This window comes from Oxalobacter formigenes (assembly GCF_002127965.1).
Taxonomy (GTDB): Bacteria; Pseudomonadota; Gammaproteobacteria; order Burkholderiales; family Burkholderiaceae_D; genus Oxalobacter; species Oxalobacter formigenes.
On the sequence record NZ_CP018787.1, the window covers coordinates 2,048,912 to 2,065,591 of the forward strand.

Here is a 16,680-nt window from a genome sequence, read left to right on the forward strand (position 1 = left end):
CATGAAAATGGGCAAAGCCCTCTGGGCAAATTTTCCGTTTCTCATTGCGAATTCATGTCGCCCGGTATGTCCGGAAAGCGGTTCGGTCTTGTATCGATATTCAACGGTTTTACACAAAAATCACCTACCTTGCAGAAACGATAGTTGATTGAATGAATTGTTGTTTACAGGCAAGCATCGCATAATAACCCTGAAAAATCCAGAGTAATCCACTGGAAAATCAGGCTCCTCCCAACGTCAGGTGACAAGCAAAGCATGCTATAGTTGTTTTTTTACATTTCTTCCGGGCAACCCCTTCCCTTACACAAAAACGATACAGGGCCAAACACCATGTTTAAAAAACTGCTCGCCTGCTTTTTATTATTGTTTTTATGCGTCGGATGTGACAATGCGACCAAACCCAAACTCGGCATTTCTTTCGGTGTCGGCCCTGCCAAACGCTGGCCGGTGGAAATGAACCTGATGGTAGAACGCGCCAAAGAACTTGGCATGGACGTCGATGCCCGACTCAACAAAACCGATACGCCGAAGACCCAGACCGAAGACTGTATCGACATGATCGACAATGGCATATCGACCCTGATTCTCGTCCCCCGCGATGCCAACAAAACCGACGAGATCCTGGACTATGCCCGGAAAAAGAACGTCAAGGTCCTGTTATATGCGAGAACCATACTCGGCAAAAACCTCGACTTCTTCGTCGGTTACGACACATACAAGATCGGACAGAGCCTTGGCTCGCACCTTTCCGAAAAAACCTATAAAGGTTCCGTTGCCATACTGAAGGGCGACGCCAACGATTTCAACGTCCCCCTGTTGAATGACGGTGCCATGAAATACTTCCAGCCACTGGTCGAGCAGGGTGACCTGACAATCATCCTGGACGAATACATCGACGGATGGAATCCCGAAATTGCCCGCAAAAAACTCACGGCCGCCATCAAAAAGAACAACCATCAGGTCGATGCCATATTTGCCCATAATGACATCATGGCCGGTGTCGCTGCCGAGGTCGTGAAGGAACTCGGCATCAAAAACCACGTCGTCATCGTCGGCATGGACGCCGAACTGCCTGCCATCAAACGGCTCGTCAACGGCACGCAGGACGCCACAGTCTATATGGATCTGAAAGCCATGGCCGTCACCGCCGCAAACGAAGCGTACAATCTGGCCACTAACAAACCCACCAACGTCAATGCCGCCTTCGACAACAAAAGCGCTTCGACTATCAAGGCCTACCTCGTGAACGGCAAAATCATCACCCGCGAAAACATCGACAGGCAACTCATCGATACGGGTGTCTATACACGGGAAGAGGTTTACGGGAAATAGGCGGGATCACTGAAAACAAAAAAAAGTACATCCGGATTTTTCCAGTTATATTGACAAAAAGAAAAAGAAAAAAAGCGCGCCTATAAGGCGCGCTTTTCTTAATGAATTTCCGAAAAATCCGTTGCTTCGAAAAAAGCATTTTATATTTGTATTTCAGCCATGATTACGCGCCCTGACCACATGCGTACCAGCGCGTATCGATAAATATTTTCGCATTGTTGGTTTTAGCTGATGTTGTTGTCAAACTATAAAAACTTGAGTAGCCATCAAATTGATATGCAGACGTATTTCCGCCGATGTTTTTCAATATGCTGTAGGCCTTGGAAGAGTACGGTTTTAAAAACGTTAATGTAACAATCTCATTCGCAGGCGCTGTATTTATTACCCCGCCCTGCTCCAGCCACCCGTCCGACCACTTCCGGTACCAGTTCGTGCCGTCGCTATAGGCATCGACGACATACCTGATCGGTTTGCTGTCGATGACCTTGTCCAGTTTTCCATCCACTTCATTCGCCAGTCCGGTAATGTCGATCAGGCCGGGATTGCTGGCAGCGTCGAAAACCTTGATGCATGGGAGCAAGGTCAATGCGGGCGGCTGGACGGTGTCGGAAGCGCCGTAGATTTGATTTGAACGGGAGGCGTCAAAACTACAGCGGCGAGCATTAACCGCGCGACTATCACCGCCGAGGCTAAGATCATTGCCAGCAATTTCAAACGCACCGTTAAAAAACGGTGGCGTAGCTGATGGTACTCTTTCAAATTCACCTTTTATATTCGGCAACCCCGCCTCCACCTTCTGCCCGGGTGTGCGGCTCCCCTGCGCAAACCGGTCAATCAGATCCGGCAGGTTGAAGCTGGTTTGTCCATCCCCTTCTCCGAAGGTGGTACCGATGGTGGCATAGAGTTCAGCATAGGTTTCCCTCCCCACTGCCCTTCCGTCTGCCTTCAGGTAGCCTGCTGGCGGGGTTGGCATGGCGAAGTATTCGATGGTTCCGATGGGGACACCGTTTAGCGGGCTGATTCCTTTGGCGGGGTTTTGGAGTACCCATTTGTCGAGTGCCTCGTCATATTGCAGTTCGAGCCAGTGCCCGGCTCCGGCGATGTCGCCTTCTTCCAGTGGCAGGTTGTTGCCTTTGACGATTTCTTTTGCTCCGGTCTGGTCGGCCTGAAAGCTTGGGGTTTTACTGGTGTTTTTCTGTTTTGCGCGTACGAGGACGGTTTTTCCGGAAGCAAGGTGTTTCAATATGGGGGTGAAGGTGGCGGTCAGGGCATCGGCTTCTCCCTGCGCTTCGGCGGCAAGAGTAGAACTGATGGTGCGGATGGCGGTTTCAAAGTGCTGTTTCAAGGTATCGATGTCGCCATTATCGAGGATGTCCTGTTCGCTTTTTTCAGCGGTAAATCCGGCAACGGCAGCGGCAATGCTGGTGGCTTGCCGCAGGGCCTTGTTGACTTCGTTGGATCTTGCAAGGCCTTTTCGGAAGCCTTCTTTCAGGGCGATCGATTTCTCGTATTCTTCCTGTGTCTGGACGATGGCATTGGCGCCGGTGGCAAAGGGTTTGAACTGGTTTTCTGGTATTGTATTTTCTGTTGCAGACATATCATTTCTCCATAAAAAAAGACCCCACCTTTTGCAAGATGAGGTCTGTCAAGTCGTTAAGCGGACGCACTTATTGCCGCAGAGAAATATTACTTCACGGAAATTTTTCGGTCAGCCCGTGCAACAGAAATATTTCCAAAATACAACACCGGGCAGACATTCCCGAAACCGGGGTTTATACACGGGAAGAGGTTTATGGAAAGTAATTGAAACCAATAAAAACCCTGAACGGATCTTGCATTTCATATCTCATTGTTTTCACTGCCAGCCACCCTGCCTGCCGCTGTCCGGTCTGTCGTTGCCACCGGCTTTTTGCCGGACAGCATTGAACGCGTTCAGGGTTTTTTCACGGGCTTGTCTGTGATCCACGACCGGATCGGGATAATCGAGGACGACATGATTCTTTTTCGCCCAAAGCTGAGGGGTATGAATATCGCCTTCCGGAACGTCTTTCAATTCAGGGAGCCAACGACGGACATAATGGCCTGCCGGATCGAATTTCTGTCCCTGAGTCACCGGATTGAAAATGCGGAACCATGGCATGGCGTCCACACCCGTTGAAGCCGACCATTGCCACCCGCCGTTATTGGCAGGCAGATTGCCGTCAATCAGTTGCGACATGAAATAGCGTTCTCCCTTGCGCCAGTCGACGAGCAGGTCTTTCACCAGAAAACTCGCCACAATCATCCTCAGCCGATTGTGCATCCATCCGGTTTCCTTCAATTCCCGCATCGCGGCGTCGACAATCGGATAACCCGTTCTGCCCTCCACCCACGCCCTGAAATCCGCCTCGTTCGCATTCCAGACGATACGATCCGTCCACTCGAGAAAAGGTTCATAACGGCACAGGCGGGGAAAAGCGGCAATCAGATGATAATAAAATTCGCGCCAGACAAGTTCATTCAACCAGACAGCGCCACCCCCTTTCGATTGCCAGATGGCATCGGGCACTTCCGCAAGCAACGCATTCAGGCACTGGCGGGGAGACAGGACACCGATAGCAAGGTAAGCGGACACACGGCTTGTCCCGTCCAGATCGGGACGATCGCGCGTCTTGTCGTAATCGTGTACTTTCTCCCTGCAGAAATTCTCCAGCAATGCGATCGCAGCCTCTTCCCCAGGCGTATATTCCGCCCCGAAGGATACTTTTTCATATGGAAAAAATGGCGAAGAAGACCCCTTGATCCGGGTAACATGAAGACGCCGCTCCGGTTGCGGCAAACTGCCCGTATCGGCTGACCCCAATTTTTCCAGAAAAGTCCGTTTGAACGGTGTGAACACCCTGTACATCTCGCCCTGCCGGTTATTCGCCGCACCCGGCGGCAACAGCAGGCAATCGTCATACCGGTTCAGGGACGTCTCTTGTGGCAAATTGTCTTCCAGCCAGCGATCCCGTCGCTGCTCGTTCAATTCATACTGATTGTTGAAAAACACGTCATCGATTTGCTCGCGACGGCAAAAATCGATGACGAAACGGGCCGCATCATCGAAATTGCCGCAAACATGGCAAACCAGCGGGATACCAATCCTTTCAAGACCTTCCGAGAGTTTTTCCAAATGCCTGTGCATGAAAGCAACCTGCCTCTCCGATACACCATGTTCTTCCCATTGTGAAAGCGGTGCCGTAAAAAGCGCGTAAACGGTGGCATCCTTATCCTCGCAGGCAGCAGCCAAAGCCTTATTGTCCGTCAGTCGCAAATCCTGACGGAACCAGACAAGATGCTTTCGGGACGGGTTACCGGCTTGTTTTTTCATGTATGACAGTCAATATCGGGCAGGAAGAGCCATATATACCGCTTATTGACCAAACCGGGAATGATTTTTTATAAATGACCCGATCATTCCCTTCTGTACCTGAACAGGGCTGAAGATGACGCACAGAACTATTGAATATAAATTACCCGGATGCATACGCTCAGCTTAAATGCTGAAGAAAACACTATAATGATCCCCTTCCTGCCATGACGACAACAGGAAAAGAATTGTTTTCGAAGACCTCTTGCCTGACAGAACCGGTCCCGACCACAGTACCGTCATGGCGACAGATAACGATTTTCATGACTGAATTTTTACAAACACACTGGATTGAAATGGCCGGAACCATTTTCGGCCTGATCTACCTGTATTTTGAATACAGGGCATCGATGCTGATGTGGCCGTCTGGTCTCTTCATGGCCTCCTTTTATGTGTACATCTTTTCCATGAGCGGATTCTATTCGGGCGCTGCAATCAATGTGTACTACATCATCATGGGAATATACGGCTGGCTCGTCTGGCATAAAAAAACACAGGAATCCGGCACATTGCGCAATATGCGAAACCCCGTCCACTATGCGCTGGTGGTCGCATCCGTTGCCATACTGTGGGGAGCCCTGTCGCTGATCCTGAAACAAACCGACAGCACCGTTTTCATCGTGGACGCATTAATCACCTCGCTGTCCCTTGTCGCGATGTGGATGCTCACGCAACGGTATGTGCAGCAGTGGATACTGCTGATTGTGGCAAACGTGATTTCCGTCTTTGCCTATGCTTCTGCACAGCTCTATTTCACCGGCTTCATGTATACCGTCTATGCCGTCGCTTCCATCGCGGCGTATTTTCACTGGAAAAAAATGGCAGAATGAGACACTATCTTCTTCCCCGCAAAAACCTTACGCCAGACGCCATCATCGTCGCAAACGGACAATTTCCAACTCATCCCGTTCCACTTTCATTACTCGAAACAGGCGGGCCTGTCGTCTGTTGCGACGGTGCATTGAAAAAGCTTCTCAATGCCAATGTCATGCCCACCATCGTTATCGGCGACTGTGACTCGCTGTCTGAACAGGACAGGATTCAATACGCCTCCATGATTTGCCGGATTACTGAACAGGAATCGAATGACCTGACCAAGGCGGTACGCTATTGTGTGGAACAGGGCTGGAAAGATCTGGTGATCCTCGGGGCAACCGGCGGCCGCGAGGATCACACCATCGCCAACATCAGCCTGCTTGCGGACTACCTCGACATCACGCGGGAAGTATGGATGGTATCAGACTACGGCGTGATGAATGCCATTTCCGAAGAGGCGACTTTCGAAAGCTGGCCCGGACAACAGGTATCCATTTTCTCCATCGAGCAAGCCCCCATGAGCAGCGAAAACCTGAAATACGGTTTCAATGGCGCCGTCTTCACCAATTGGTGGCAGGCCACGCTGAACGAATCGTTAAACGATACCTTTACGCTGCGTGTATCGGGCAAAACGATCGTTTACCGTACATTCACGGAGGCGATCTAGGCTTCTTCTCTCTATGTCAGAAACACTCATTTCGCTGTTTTGAACCGGCAGAATGCCAGACCGGACAACAGCATTCTTTTATTCTGCCGCCAGCCTGTAAAACCGGATTCATTCACACGCTCGAATTCGCAATCGTCGCCGGTGACCTTGAGCTTGTTCCGGTCATGCTTCCAGTTTCCCCAAGATCACTGGAATTTGGCAAATTCCGGTTTTACAGTTCATGATTGTTCTTTGACTTTATCCGTTCATGATTGCGTTCCCTGACCACAGGCATACCATTTGACATATCCGCTGACCCAATCATTCCCTCCTACATAAAAACCGGTAGTCGTCATGTTCTTGTCGTTATTTCCATCGAGCAACACTGTTGGCGGTGTCCCGTAAGGACGACCGGTTGGTGTGAGTTGCACATTATAATCAGTATCAGCATAAGGCCTTGAGAGCGTGATACGGCCATATGCACTGGTAAAAGGTCCCGAGAAGCCGCCCTGTTCAAGCCAGCCGTCGGACCATTTCCGATACCAATTGGTGCCGTCGTTATACGTCTCTGTGACATGTTTATGAGCTGCCAACTCATTGGCAAGGCCGGTAATATCGATCAGGCCGGGATCAGTCACTGCATCGAAAGCCTTGATGCAGGGTAACAAGGTCAACGCAGGTGGCTGAACGGTAGCAGATGCACCATAAATCGAATTGGAACGGCCAGCGTCGAAACTAATCGAACCCAGAACGCTCCCGCCTGTCCAGCTGCTTTCGGCAATGGCCTTGTTGGTTAGATTTCCTTTCGATGTCAAAGCCCCCGGATTAGACGTTCCCGCAATCGGCCACTCTCCTCCGAACGTAAATGCCGTGTCTGCCGGAGACGGATTGTTTATCGTACCGGTGATGTTCGGCAACCCCGCCTCAATCTTCTGTCCCGGCGTCATACTACCCTGTGCGAAACGTCCGGCCAGATCCGGCAGATTGAATGTCGTTTCCCCATTTCCGGCACCGAACGTCGTCCCGATAGCGGCAAAGAGTTGAGGCCAGGTTTCCCTTCCCACTTCAGCCCCATCGGCCCTGAGATAGCCTGCCGGGGGTGTTGTCATGGCAAAAAATTCTATGGTTCCGACAGGCGTTCCTCTTTTGGCAATCTCCTGTTCCAGTTCGTCTGTCTTGCTTTCAAACAGGGTCTGGTCAACCTTGTTTTTCATCGTTTCTTCGAGGGTTTCCTGATCAGCTTTGGCTTCTATTTTGTCGCTCAGCACTTTCAGGTCGATTCCGAGTGCCTGACGCGCAGTTTCCTTGTCGGCACTGTCTTCCCCCAGCAGCTCATTCAGGTAATCCCTCAGTCTTCCGAGGGCTTCTTTCATTTCTCCTGTTGTCGTATGAGGTGTTTTCGAACCCGACAAGAGTCCTTTTTCCGGCAGTTTTGTCATCTCTTTCTTTTCTCCATAAAAAAAGACCCCTCTTCACAGAAGAGAGGTCTTAAAAGTTTCAATATTGGACGCAATATGGGCGTCAGTGAAATAATAACGTGCAAAAAAATTTCGGTCAGCTTGAATCTTTCACAATCGTTTACTGGCAAACGGTTTTGACTTACCAGCTTACCTTAATGCCAGCCAGACCACCGACGCTCTTGTAATTGTCTTCCCCTTTCTGCATGCGAACCTGCGCCCATGCATTGGTATTTTTATTTAAAACGACCTCAAACCCGGCCTTTAGCTCGGCGACGTTCTTCGGCAAAGCCGAATCGAAACTTTCGTCCCCGATACGGATCGTCGACGCTTTATTGTTATGCAACCAGTTCAGCTCCGCATAAGGCTGCCAGCGGCTGCCGGCACCGGTACCGTTCCCGAAGAAACGCGCGCCCAGACGGGTCGAAATCCCGTCTTCATGGCTGTTTTCAATGACCGTTCCATTATTTTCAATGACGTCATTACCGTGATAACGGGTGTAGATGACCTGCACCTGAGGCTGGACATAGAAACGGTAATCATTGGTCGACCAGGCGTTGAACGTCCAGCCGCCCTCGACCGATCCACTCCATGCCCGGCTGTTGTACCGCTGTTCGGCCAGCTCGTCACCTTTCACCTTGTTCCTGAACCAGCCGTGCTGTATCCAGCCATCCAGATATGGGCCGTCCGCTCCTGCCTTGCCATCGGCAAACCAGGTGGCATACAGTCCCGCGTTGTAACCGGTCAGGTCACTGTCCGCCCGGTAAGCCTGACCGTCAGTCAGGCTGCGGCTTCGAAGCGTCCCGTAACCGGCCATCGCACCGACACGCCAGTTATTGATATCTTCGGTACTCCGGTAAAAATCACCGCCGACCTGAACCTTGTTGCTCCAGCGCCGCTGCTCGATCTGGCCTGCCGCACGGCCCGTGCCGTAACCGGCTTCCACATAGCTCCAGAAAGCCGGTGCGTTTTTGCTGGCGACCTTGCCTTCAGAGAAGGCACTTTCCCCCATCCGGTCGTGCAGCGTATGCCGGAACATGGTCTGCGCGGCATCGCGGTTAGCCAGATACGCCCCGATTTCCGGACGGATCACAGGCGTCGGATCGTTGCGCGTGGAACGCAGGTACCAATCCCCGTCATCCGGATTGTCGATACTGCCCTTGTAAAGGCGGTAATCGTAAGCCCCTTGAACCACACGGCTGCCCAGATAAAAATTCCCGTCAGACGCGCCGTCGACCTGAACGATCTGGATACCGTTATGCGTATCGGCGCCCAGCCCTCCCTTGTTGTTCACAAGCACCGCTGTCGAACCGGACGTGTTGCCTTCAACAACCAGCTTGTCCGTTGCCGACGTATCGTCGCCCAAAACCGTGTTGAGCATCAATGTGCCCCCACCGGTAAAATTGCCCTGTACCCTGAGAACGTTCCCGACAGCCGCACCGCCGAGGTGGATCGCCCCGCTATTGGTCAGGCCGCCTGCAATCGTCAATGTCCCCGTTGTGGCGCTTCTCAGCAATTCCGACCCGTTTCCGACCGCCAGTGTCCCGAAGTTGAAGACGCTGCCACCGATCGAACCGTAACCGGCCAGTGTGGCCCCTTCGGCAATCCTGACGTCCCCGCTTCCCGACAGTGCACTGGCAGCATTGTCCATGACAAGCGAACCGTGCGTGATTTCAGTGCCACCGCTATGGGCATATTCGGAACTGACGCGGATAATGCCATCGCCTTCCTTGACCAGTTTGCCCGAGCCGCTCATGGCATTCGTGAATGTCCAGTCGCCATCGCTGTGAAGCACAAGATTCCCGTTATTGGCAACCGTCGCCGTTCCCAGCTGGGAACCGGCAGAAGCGGACAACGTCGTGCCCGACCCGATATTGACACTGCCCGAGAAAGCAGAATTGTCTGCCGAGAAATTCATATTGCTGCCATCGGCAAGTGTCACCGCTCCTGCCCCATTCAACCGGTTTGCCAGCGTCCCCTGCGCACCGGAGAACTGAAGCTGTCCTGCCAGACTGATGTCACCCGACCCCAGCCCTTTGGTCGACAACAGTTGGGCAGTTACCCCGCTCTGGATATCCACGGCAGCGGAAAGGTTTTCATTGGCGTTGGCAACGACCAGCGTCCCGCCGGTCAGATGCAGGTTACCCGCTCCGGAAAGGATGCCGTTACTGTTTCCGCCTGCCGTCACCGTCAGTGAACCTCCACCCAGATCGAGTGTCGATCCGTCCTCCCCGTTCAATTCACCAACCGTCTGCGTATGGCCGTTCATATTGACCGTAGCGCTGTTCTTGATGTTCAGCGCGCTGGTCTGGCCGAATACATTGTTCGTGCCCATATTCAGCGTCCCGCTCGCTGCGGTTGTCTGGCCGCCGTAATCGTTGGCGGCATTGACCAGCGTAATGCTATTGTCGTTCGCCCGGAACTCGAAATTGCCCGCCCCGGTCAGTTTCGCACCGAAGTTTGCGTCAGGAGCCGTCGTCGAATCCAGTATCGCGTTCGTCTGGCTTTCCAGCGTCTTCAGGACATAACCACCGAAGAGCCCCGTCATATTGTCGGCCTTCTTGTCCGTAATAACAGCCATATACCCATACGTCGCGCGCAAGTCATCGTTTCCGAAACCGTCCGTCGTCACGACGGTCTTGTCCTGCGGGGCAACACCATCCATCAGGAGTTCCAGCTGGGTTCCCACGGAACTGACCGAATCCGCCCTGACAATGGCAATACTGTTATTCGCGTTGATATCCCCCTGCAGCAAAAGATTGCCGCTTCTGTCCGGTTCCGGATTCAGGGTGCCCCCCACATAATTCACCGTTCCCGGTACCGCTGGAGAATCATCCGCATTCACATCCAGATAACCGACCGTCAGCACATTGACGTTCGTGCCGTTTTTGAGCGTGGTATTCAGTTGGCCACCACCGAAAGTCAGGTTGCCGATCGTCCGGTCTCCATCCATCGTGACGGTCGCGTTTTCGCCCAGATCGAGCGTCGCCTGTGACAGCGCGGCCGTGTTCGCGTCGCCCAGCGTCATGCTCCCCTTGTCGAAATTCATCTTGCCGGTGAAACGGCTGCCTGCGCCGGAAGCGAAATCGAACGTATCCGTTTCAGAACCCATCGCAACCTGCAATTGCCCGTCACCTTCGAGCCGGTTATTGAACGTATAGGCATTCCCGTTCGGACTATCGACCAGCAGGGTTCCCTGCGACGCGATATTGACCGTTCCGCTGCCGGGCGTTCCCGCTCCCGTCAAACGAAGCGTCCCGTCGCTGACCTGCGTACCGCCGTCATACGTATTGTTTCCGGTCAGGGTGAGTGTACCGTTACCGGCCTGTTCCACCTGTCCCGTCCCGCTGATGACACCACCGTAGGCCAGATTGTCACTCCGGTTGAAAACGACACTGCCCGCATTGGCGATATCGCCCGTAATGCTTCCGCCCGTTCCGCCATTGCCGATCGCAAGCGTTCCCGCATTGACCGACGTCGTGCCGGTATAAGTCTGGTCGGCCGTCAGTGTCAGGACGCCATTGCCCTCTTTGCTCATGCTTCCGTTGCCGCTGATGACGCCGCCAAAAGCGATATCGTCGCTCCGGTTGAAAACGACTCCACCGGCATTTGCAATATCGCCGATAATGATGCCGTTTGTTCCGCCATCCCCGATTTGAAGCGTCCCGGCATTCACTTCCGTCCCACCCGTATAGGCGTTGACCCCGGTCAGGGTCAGCGTTCCGTTACCATCCTTCACGAGGTTCCCACTGCCATTGACCACACCGCCGTAAGCGATATCGTCACTCCGGTTGAAAATGACCGAACCTTCATTGGCGATGTTGCCCGCATAACTGCCCGTTGTGCCGCCATTGCCTATCTGCAAGCTTCCCGACGCGACTGTTGTCGCACCCGTAAAGGTATTTTCCCCCGTCAGAGTCAGCGTTCCTCCTGTCAGATCGACCGTTCCCGTATCCCCTGCGATAACACCACCGAAGTCTCCGCCGTTTGAAACCGTCAGATTCCCGCTATTGACGTTCAGGCTACCCGCACCACCCAAAGCCCTGACCGTCTGTGTCTTGCCGTTCATATCCATCGTGGCTCCGGCCGCGATATCCAGCAGGCTGGTATTGCCCAGCGCATGATCAGTACCCAATTGCAGGGTTCCGCTATTGACCGTCGTGCTGCCGGTATAGTCGTTAGTCGTATTGGCGAGGATAATCTTGTCGGTCGCATTGATCGCCAGATTGCCGCTTCCCGTGATCTTGGCCTTCATGTCGTTGGCACCGTCAGGGGTCGTCTCGTCACCCGAGAACGTCAATGTCTGGTTCGCCAGAATATCCAGCTGCGTCAGGCCATAATTGAGATACACACCATCGTTCCCGCTGCCGGTTGTCAAACCGTAATTGTAGGAAGCGTCCGCCACCTTGACGTTGTTTTCGACGACCCCGACCACCTGATTTGCCGCCAGTGCATTGCCGTTCAGGTCGGCCAGCTGGATATTGCTGATATCGCCCGTCACATGACCGGCAGAAATCAGTTTCGACGACACGTTCCCGTCGTCCTGCTGCAACAGCTTGGAACCGCCAGACGCAGGCGGATTGCTTTCCCCTGCCGCCGACATGTCCACCCGTATCTGGCCGCCGTTCAAGGCAAGATTATTCGTGCTGATCGTGCCGTTCGGATTTTCTTCCGGAGTCGTAAAGCCATCCCATGCCAGGCTGCCCCCGTTCAGGTTCAGGTTGCCGATCGCCTGTTCTCCATCCCCGACCGTTGTCACGTTCCCGTTATTCAACTGCAGGGAAGCATTCGCCAGAACCTGCGTATTCGCACCGGACAATCCAAACGAACTCTTGCCAAGCGAGAGCGTTCCGGTAAATCCGTTATTCGCCGCATTACTGAAACTGAACACATCGCTGCCGGAAGCCATCGTCACATTCAGGTCGCCCGCTCCGGACAAGGCATTGTTGAATGCATAATTCCCCGCTTGCGCGTTCAGGTTCAAATCGCCAGCAAGCGAAACGCTGCCATTCCCCAGATTGCCCGGTGTGCTGATATTGGCGCTGCCCGTAACATTCCATGTACCGGAAAAAACCGGATTGCTTACACCCAGCGTGATATTGCTGCCCAGCACGGAAACGGTCGATCCGGCAAAACCGAAAATGGAATTGTCGAAAACCCCGTTATTGAATCCGAGCTGAAGTGTCGTCGTATCGGCCAGCGAGATCGTGCCGGTTCCGGCCGCATTTTCCTGCAGCAAGGCCAGTGTGCCGTTATTGACAACAGTGGTGCCCGCATAAGCGTTCTCCGCTGTCAGGGTCAGCTTTCCGTTGCCTGACTTGTCCAGACTGCCGCTTCCGGTAATCACGCCGCCAAAAGTGATGTCGTCACCGCGGTTGAACGCCAGCTTGCCGTTATTGGTGACATCGCCTGCAATGCTGCCGCTTGTCCCGCCATTGCCCACGGCAAGCGTTCCGGCATTGATCTGTGTACCACCGCCATAAGTATTGTTGCCCGTCAGCGTCAGCGTTCCGGTGCTACTCTTGACCAGATTGCCGTCGCCACTGATCACCCCGCCATACTCCGAACTGTCGCTGCGGTTGAACGCCACCGTGCCACCGGCAACAATATTGCCCGCATAACTGCCGGACGTGCCGCCACTGCCGATCTGCAACAGGCCGGAAGTCTGCGTCGTCGTGCCGGTAAAGGTATTGGCTCCCGACAAAATCAGGTCACCCCCTGCAAGAGTCAACGCCCCTGCATTGCCACTCATGACGCCACTGAAATACCCTCCATTGGAAACCGTCAGATTCCCGCCATTGACGTTCAAACTGCCCGCCCCGACCAGCGAGTCGACCGTTTGCGTCTTGCCATTGATATCCGTGCTGGCACCGTCGGCGATCGTCAGGAGGCTGGTATTGCCCAGTGCATGATCGGTTCCCAATTGCAGCGTACCCGTATTGACCGAGGTATTGCCGGAATAATCGTTATTGGCGTTCGCAAGAATGATCGTGCCGGTCGCGTCAATGGCAAGATTGCCGCTTCCGGTAATCTTCGCCTTCATGTCGTTCGCCCCCGCAGGCGTTGTCGCATCCCCCGACAGAGTCAGCGTCCGGTTGTTTTGCAAATCCAGCTGCGTCAGCCGGTAACTCGTAAACAGCCCGTTATTGCCCGGCGAATCCGACACGCTCGTCAAACCATACGCATAACTGGCAACCGCTACCGTATTACCGTCCTGCTGGACATTCGACTGGACCGTGCCTGAAACCGATCCCGACAAATCCTGCAAGACCAGATTCGAGGCCGAACCCTGTACCGTATTCGCACCGATCAAAAGCTGGTTCGTATTGCCATCATCCTGCTGCAAAAGCGGTTTCGCCGAAATGGCCGACGTGTCCGCATTGACCTGAACCGTTCCCGAGCCCAGATTCAGCACACCCGTCTGGATCACGCCGGTCGGCAAATTCGGGAACCGCAGCAATCCGCCGTTCAACTCCATATTGCCAACCGCCTGCGTCCCCGCCCCGACGTTCGTCGTACTGCCCGCATTCAGCCGCAACGTCGAATTGCCGAGCACCGCCGTATTCGTTCCCGACAAACTGAACGTACCGTCATTCAACTCGACCGTCCCGGCAAACGCCGTGCCTGCCGAACTGGCAAAGTCAAACGTGTTCGTCCCCGAAGCCAGTCCCACCTTCAGCAACCCCGTCCCAAGCAGCGCATTGCCGAAACTGACATTCCCACTTGCAGGACTGTCGATTTCTAGCGTGCCGTTCGCATTCACCGTTGCAGAACCACTGCCCAGCGTCCCGTTTTCCGTCAACACCAGCGTTCCGGCATTCACAACCGTCCCATCGGTATAGCCCTGTACGGTCGGCAACAACAGCGTGCCTGCTCCGTTCTTGACCAGTTTCGCCGTCCCGCTAATGGGTGCTTCCAGCCTCAGCTCTTCTGCATTGCCACTGCTATCGAGCCCGATCGTCGCATTAACGCTCGTCCCTGCATAAGCCGCTTTCAATGCACTGGATGAATTCAGCGTGCCATACCCCGTCAGATTCACCGTTCCGTTCACGGCATTACCCAGCGCAATAGCCGCGGAATCCAGCATCAGCGTGCCGCCTTCCACATCCAGAGAGGTTCCATTGTTGAGATTCAACGTCGCCACCTTCAGCGTCCCGGAATTTTCCCCTTTCAGCGTTGCTCCGCTCTTCAGGTCGAACGTGCCGAACGTCGTCCGCCCATACTTTACCCCGTCAGCCACCGTAAACGTGCCGCCGTTGACTGTCGTATTGACGTTGATATCCGTATCGTAAGCCGTCGAGACCCCGTTATCCCCATAAAAAGCCGTCTCGCCCGTGCCGTTCTGGTTAAGCGTCAGCGTGCCACCGGCAACCAGCGACAGCGGGTCGTAAAAACGGATTGCATTGCCCTGCGACCCGTCAAGGTTGAGCGTATTGGACGTTTCCCAGTAAATCGCATTCGGCGTGCCCGTTCCCTCGACCGGCTTGTAGAAGGCATAAGAGTTGCCCGTATCCAGCGTCCTGTTTTCAGACACGAAAGTCGACCCCTGACGATTCCCCCTGAATACGATATCGCCCGTGTTCGCATTGATATTCAACGACCCTTTACGGATGTAAATCGCCCCGCCCAGCGTCTTGGCGGAGTTATTCGTGAATTCAGCTGCCCCTGCAATATTGGCGGAACCGCCCTGCGCATTCAGGAAAATCGCGCCACCGTATCCACTGCCGTTCAAGGAATAAACATAATTGTTATTGAACGTCGAATGCCCGTTCATAAACAGATTGTAATTGTGAGTACCTGCTTCCCTCGACTGGTTCAAACCGATAGCCCCGCCCTGCGCATTATTGTAGGCCGTGGTTTTCAGGTCATTGACGAAATTGCCGTCAAACGTGGCGTCGCCATTAAACGTAATCGACGTTCCCGTTGTCCCGGCAGAAGCGATAAACCCCATATGAATCGCCCCGCCGCTGGCGCTGCGGTCAGTGTAATGGTTCGGGAAATCCTGCGTCGCCCCCATAATGCTGTAGGTGTAATTGTTCGTGAAACTCGTGTCCCCATTGAACACCAGCGTCCCGTTCCCGCCCCACATATCGATCGCGCCGCCGTAATGACCCGTATGGTTATTATTGAACAGCGTCGTCCCGTTGAAATTCACCGTCGGCGCCGCATCCGGATAAATCGCCATCGCCCCGCTGTAATTGGCCCCCCAGTTCGAATCGAACGTGACATTATTCAAAAAATTCATCGTCCCCGAACTGATCCCGATTGTCCCCGACTGGTCGGCCAGACCATGATTTCCCTTGAAAACGACCCCTTTCGCACCCCCGTCGATATTCGTGACACTGTTCACCCGCTGCGAAATGATCGGGCCATAATTGCCCGAGGCATACAGGTTGAAATTCGTCGGTCCGATATTCTGGAAAGTCGTCCCGTTGAAATCGAAATTCGTCGTAATCCCTGCCGAGCCGATCCAGAAAAGCGAATCTCGCACCCCGGCAAACGTCTGCGTCTCGACCACCGCGTCATTAATCGCCAGAGACCCGTTATTGCGGCTGAAGTAAAAATAAACCCCCGTCGCCGGCCCGAACGTGATCTTGTGCCCGTTCCCGTTGATTTTCAGGTTATTCGTGTTCGTTGAAGCATACGTAAACGCCGTATTCCAGGAAACATCTCCCAGAAGATTCAGGTCGTATTGCCCCTTGCTGAGATACCCGCTGACCAGATCGTCACCAGACTGCACCGAAATCTGACCATAAGCCGGAAAAGCCAAAGAAAGTGCGATCACCACGCACGACGCGGAGGGTAGTTTCATTTTTCAGGAAGTTTGTAGATGGACGAAGCTTTATCTTCGACCTTCCCGATAATGAAGGGCTAGACTTAGGACAAGGAAAGGGGCGGGGCGGGTTGAGGTGGGGCAGGAGAATAGAAAAGGGTTAAATTTATTAAACTACTTAAAAGGTTTTAAATCTCTCGAAAATAAATAATAAAAGAATAAAATACTCACCCAAGTATAATTTTGACAATGCAATAAATTTATT

The 16,680-nt window shown here is 53.5% G+C and carries 7 protein-coding genes; 3 read left to right on the forward strand and 4 right to left on the reverse strand.

Going from position 1 to position 16,680, the window contains the following annotated elements:
* Positions 1–330 precede the first annotated feature (330 nt).
* Positions 331–1,332, forward strand: coding sequence for a sugar ABC transporter substrate-binding protein (locus BRW83_RS09680; protein WP_005879708.1), 1,002 nt, complete (start codon positions 331–333; stop codon positions 1,330–1,332).
* 163 nt (positions 1,333–1,495) lie between these two features.
* Here the strand turns inward: BRW83_RS09680 and BRW83_RS09685 are convergent, their stop codons facing one another.
* Positions 1,496–2,929 (reverse strand): phage tail protein, encoded by a 1,434-nt coding sequence (locus tag BRW83_RS09685; protein WP_005879707.1) that lies wholly within the window; start codon positions 2,927–2,929, stop codon positions 1,496–1,498.
* Between the two features lie 258 nt (positions 2,930–3,187).
* Entirely contained in the window at positions 3,188–4,684 is a 1,497-nt protein-coding gene (phrB, locus tag BRW83_RS09690) for a deoxyribodipyrimidine photo-lyase (protein WP_005879706.1), read from the reverse strand.
* 302 nt (positions 4,685–4,986) lie between these two features.
* Here phrB and pnuC point away from each other — a divergent pair, with 302 nt between their 5' ends.
* Together pnuC and BRW83_RS09700 are read left to right on the forward strand one after the other, a co-directional pair.
* Positions 4,987–5,553, forward strand: a complete 567-nt coding sequence (gene pnuC, locus BRW83_RS09695; RefSeq protein ID WP_005879705.1) for a nicotinamide riboside transporter PnuC — start codon at positions 4,987–4,989, stop codon at positions 5,551–5,553.
* On the forward strand, positions 5,550–6,206 hold the full coding sequence (locus tag BRW83_RS09700; protein ID WP_005879703.1) for a thiamine diphosphokinase: 657 nt from the start codon (positions 5,550–5,552) through the stop codon (positions 6,204–6,206). The genes pnuC and BRW83_RS09700 overlap by 4 nt, the downstream gene beginning before the upstream one ends.
* 245 nt (positions 6,207–6,451) lie before the next feature.
* Here the strand turns inward: BRW83_RS09700 and BRW83_RS09705 are convergent, their stop codons facing one another.
* Entirely contained in the window at positions 6,452–7,624 is a 1,173-nt protein-coding gene (locus BRW83_RS09705) for a tail fiber protein (RefSeq protein WP_005879702.1), read from the reverse strand.
* Between the two features lie 160 nt (positions 7,625–7,784).
* The gene (locus BRW83_RS09710; RefSeq protein WP_005879701.1) at positions 7,785–16,454 is read right to left on the reverse strand and encodes an autotransporter outer membrane beta-barrel domain-containing protein; all 8,670 of its coding nucleotides are present in this window, start codon (positions 16,452–16,454) and stop codon (positions 7,785–7,787) included.
* Between the last annotated feature and the right edge of the window lie 226 nt (positions 16,455–16,680).

What these genes read in the sequence shown, in the direction of transcription:
- BRW83_RS09680 (WP_005879708.1), top strand. Translation starts at nt 331, where the DNA reads ATGTTTAAAAAACTGCTCGCCTGCTTTTTATTATTGTTTTTATGCGTC.
- BRW83_RS09685 (WP_005879707.1), bottom strand. Translation starts at nt 2,929, where the DNA reads ATGTCTGCAACAGAAAATACAATACCAGAAAACCAGTTCAAACCCTTT.
- phrB (WP_005879706.1), bottom strand. Translation starts at nt 4,684, where the DNA reads ATGAAAAAACAAGCCGGTAACCCGTCCCGAAAGCATCTTGTCTGGTTC.
- pnuC (WP_005879705.1), top strand. Translation starts at nt 4,987, where the DNA reads ATGACTGAATTTTTACAAACACACTGGATTGAAATGGCCGGAACCATT.
- BRW83_RS09700 (WP_005879703.1), top strand. Translation starts at nt 5,550, where the DNA reads ATGAGACACTATCTTCTTCCCCGCAAAAACCTTACGCCAGACGCCATC.
- BRW83_RS09705 (WP_005879702.1), bottom strand. Translation starts at nt 7,624, where the DNA reads ATGACAAAACTGCCGGAAAAAGGACTCTTGTCGGGTTCGAAAACACCT.
- BRW83_RS09710 (WP_005879701.1), bottom strand. Translation starts at nt 16,454, where the DNA reads ATGAAACTACCCTCCGCGTCGTGCGTGGTGATCGCACTTTCTTTGGCT.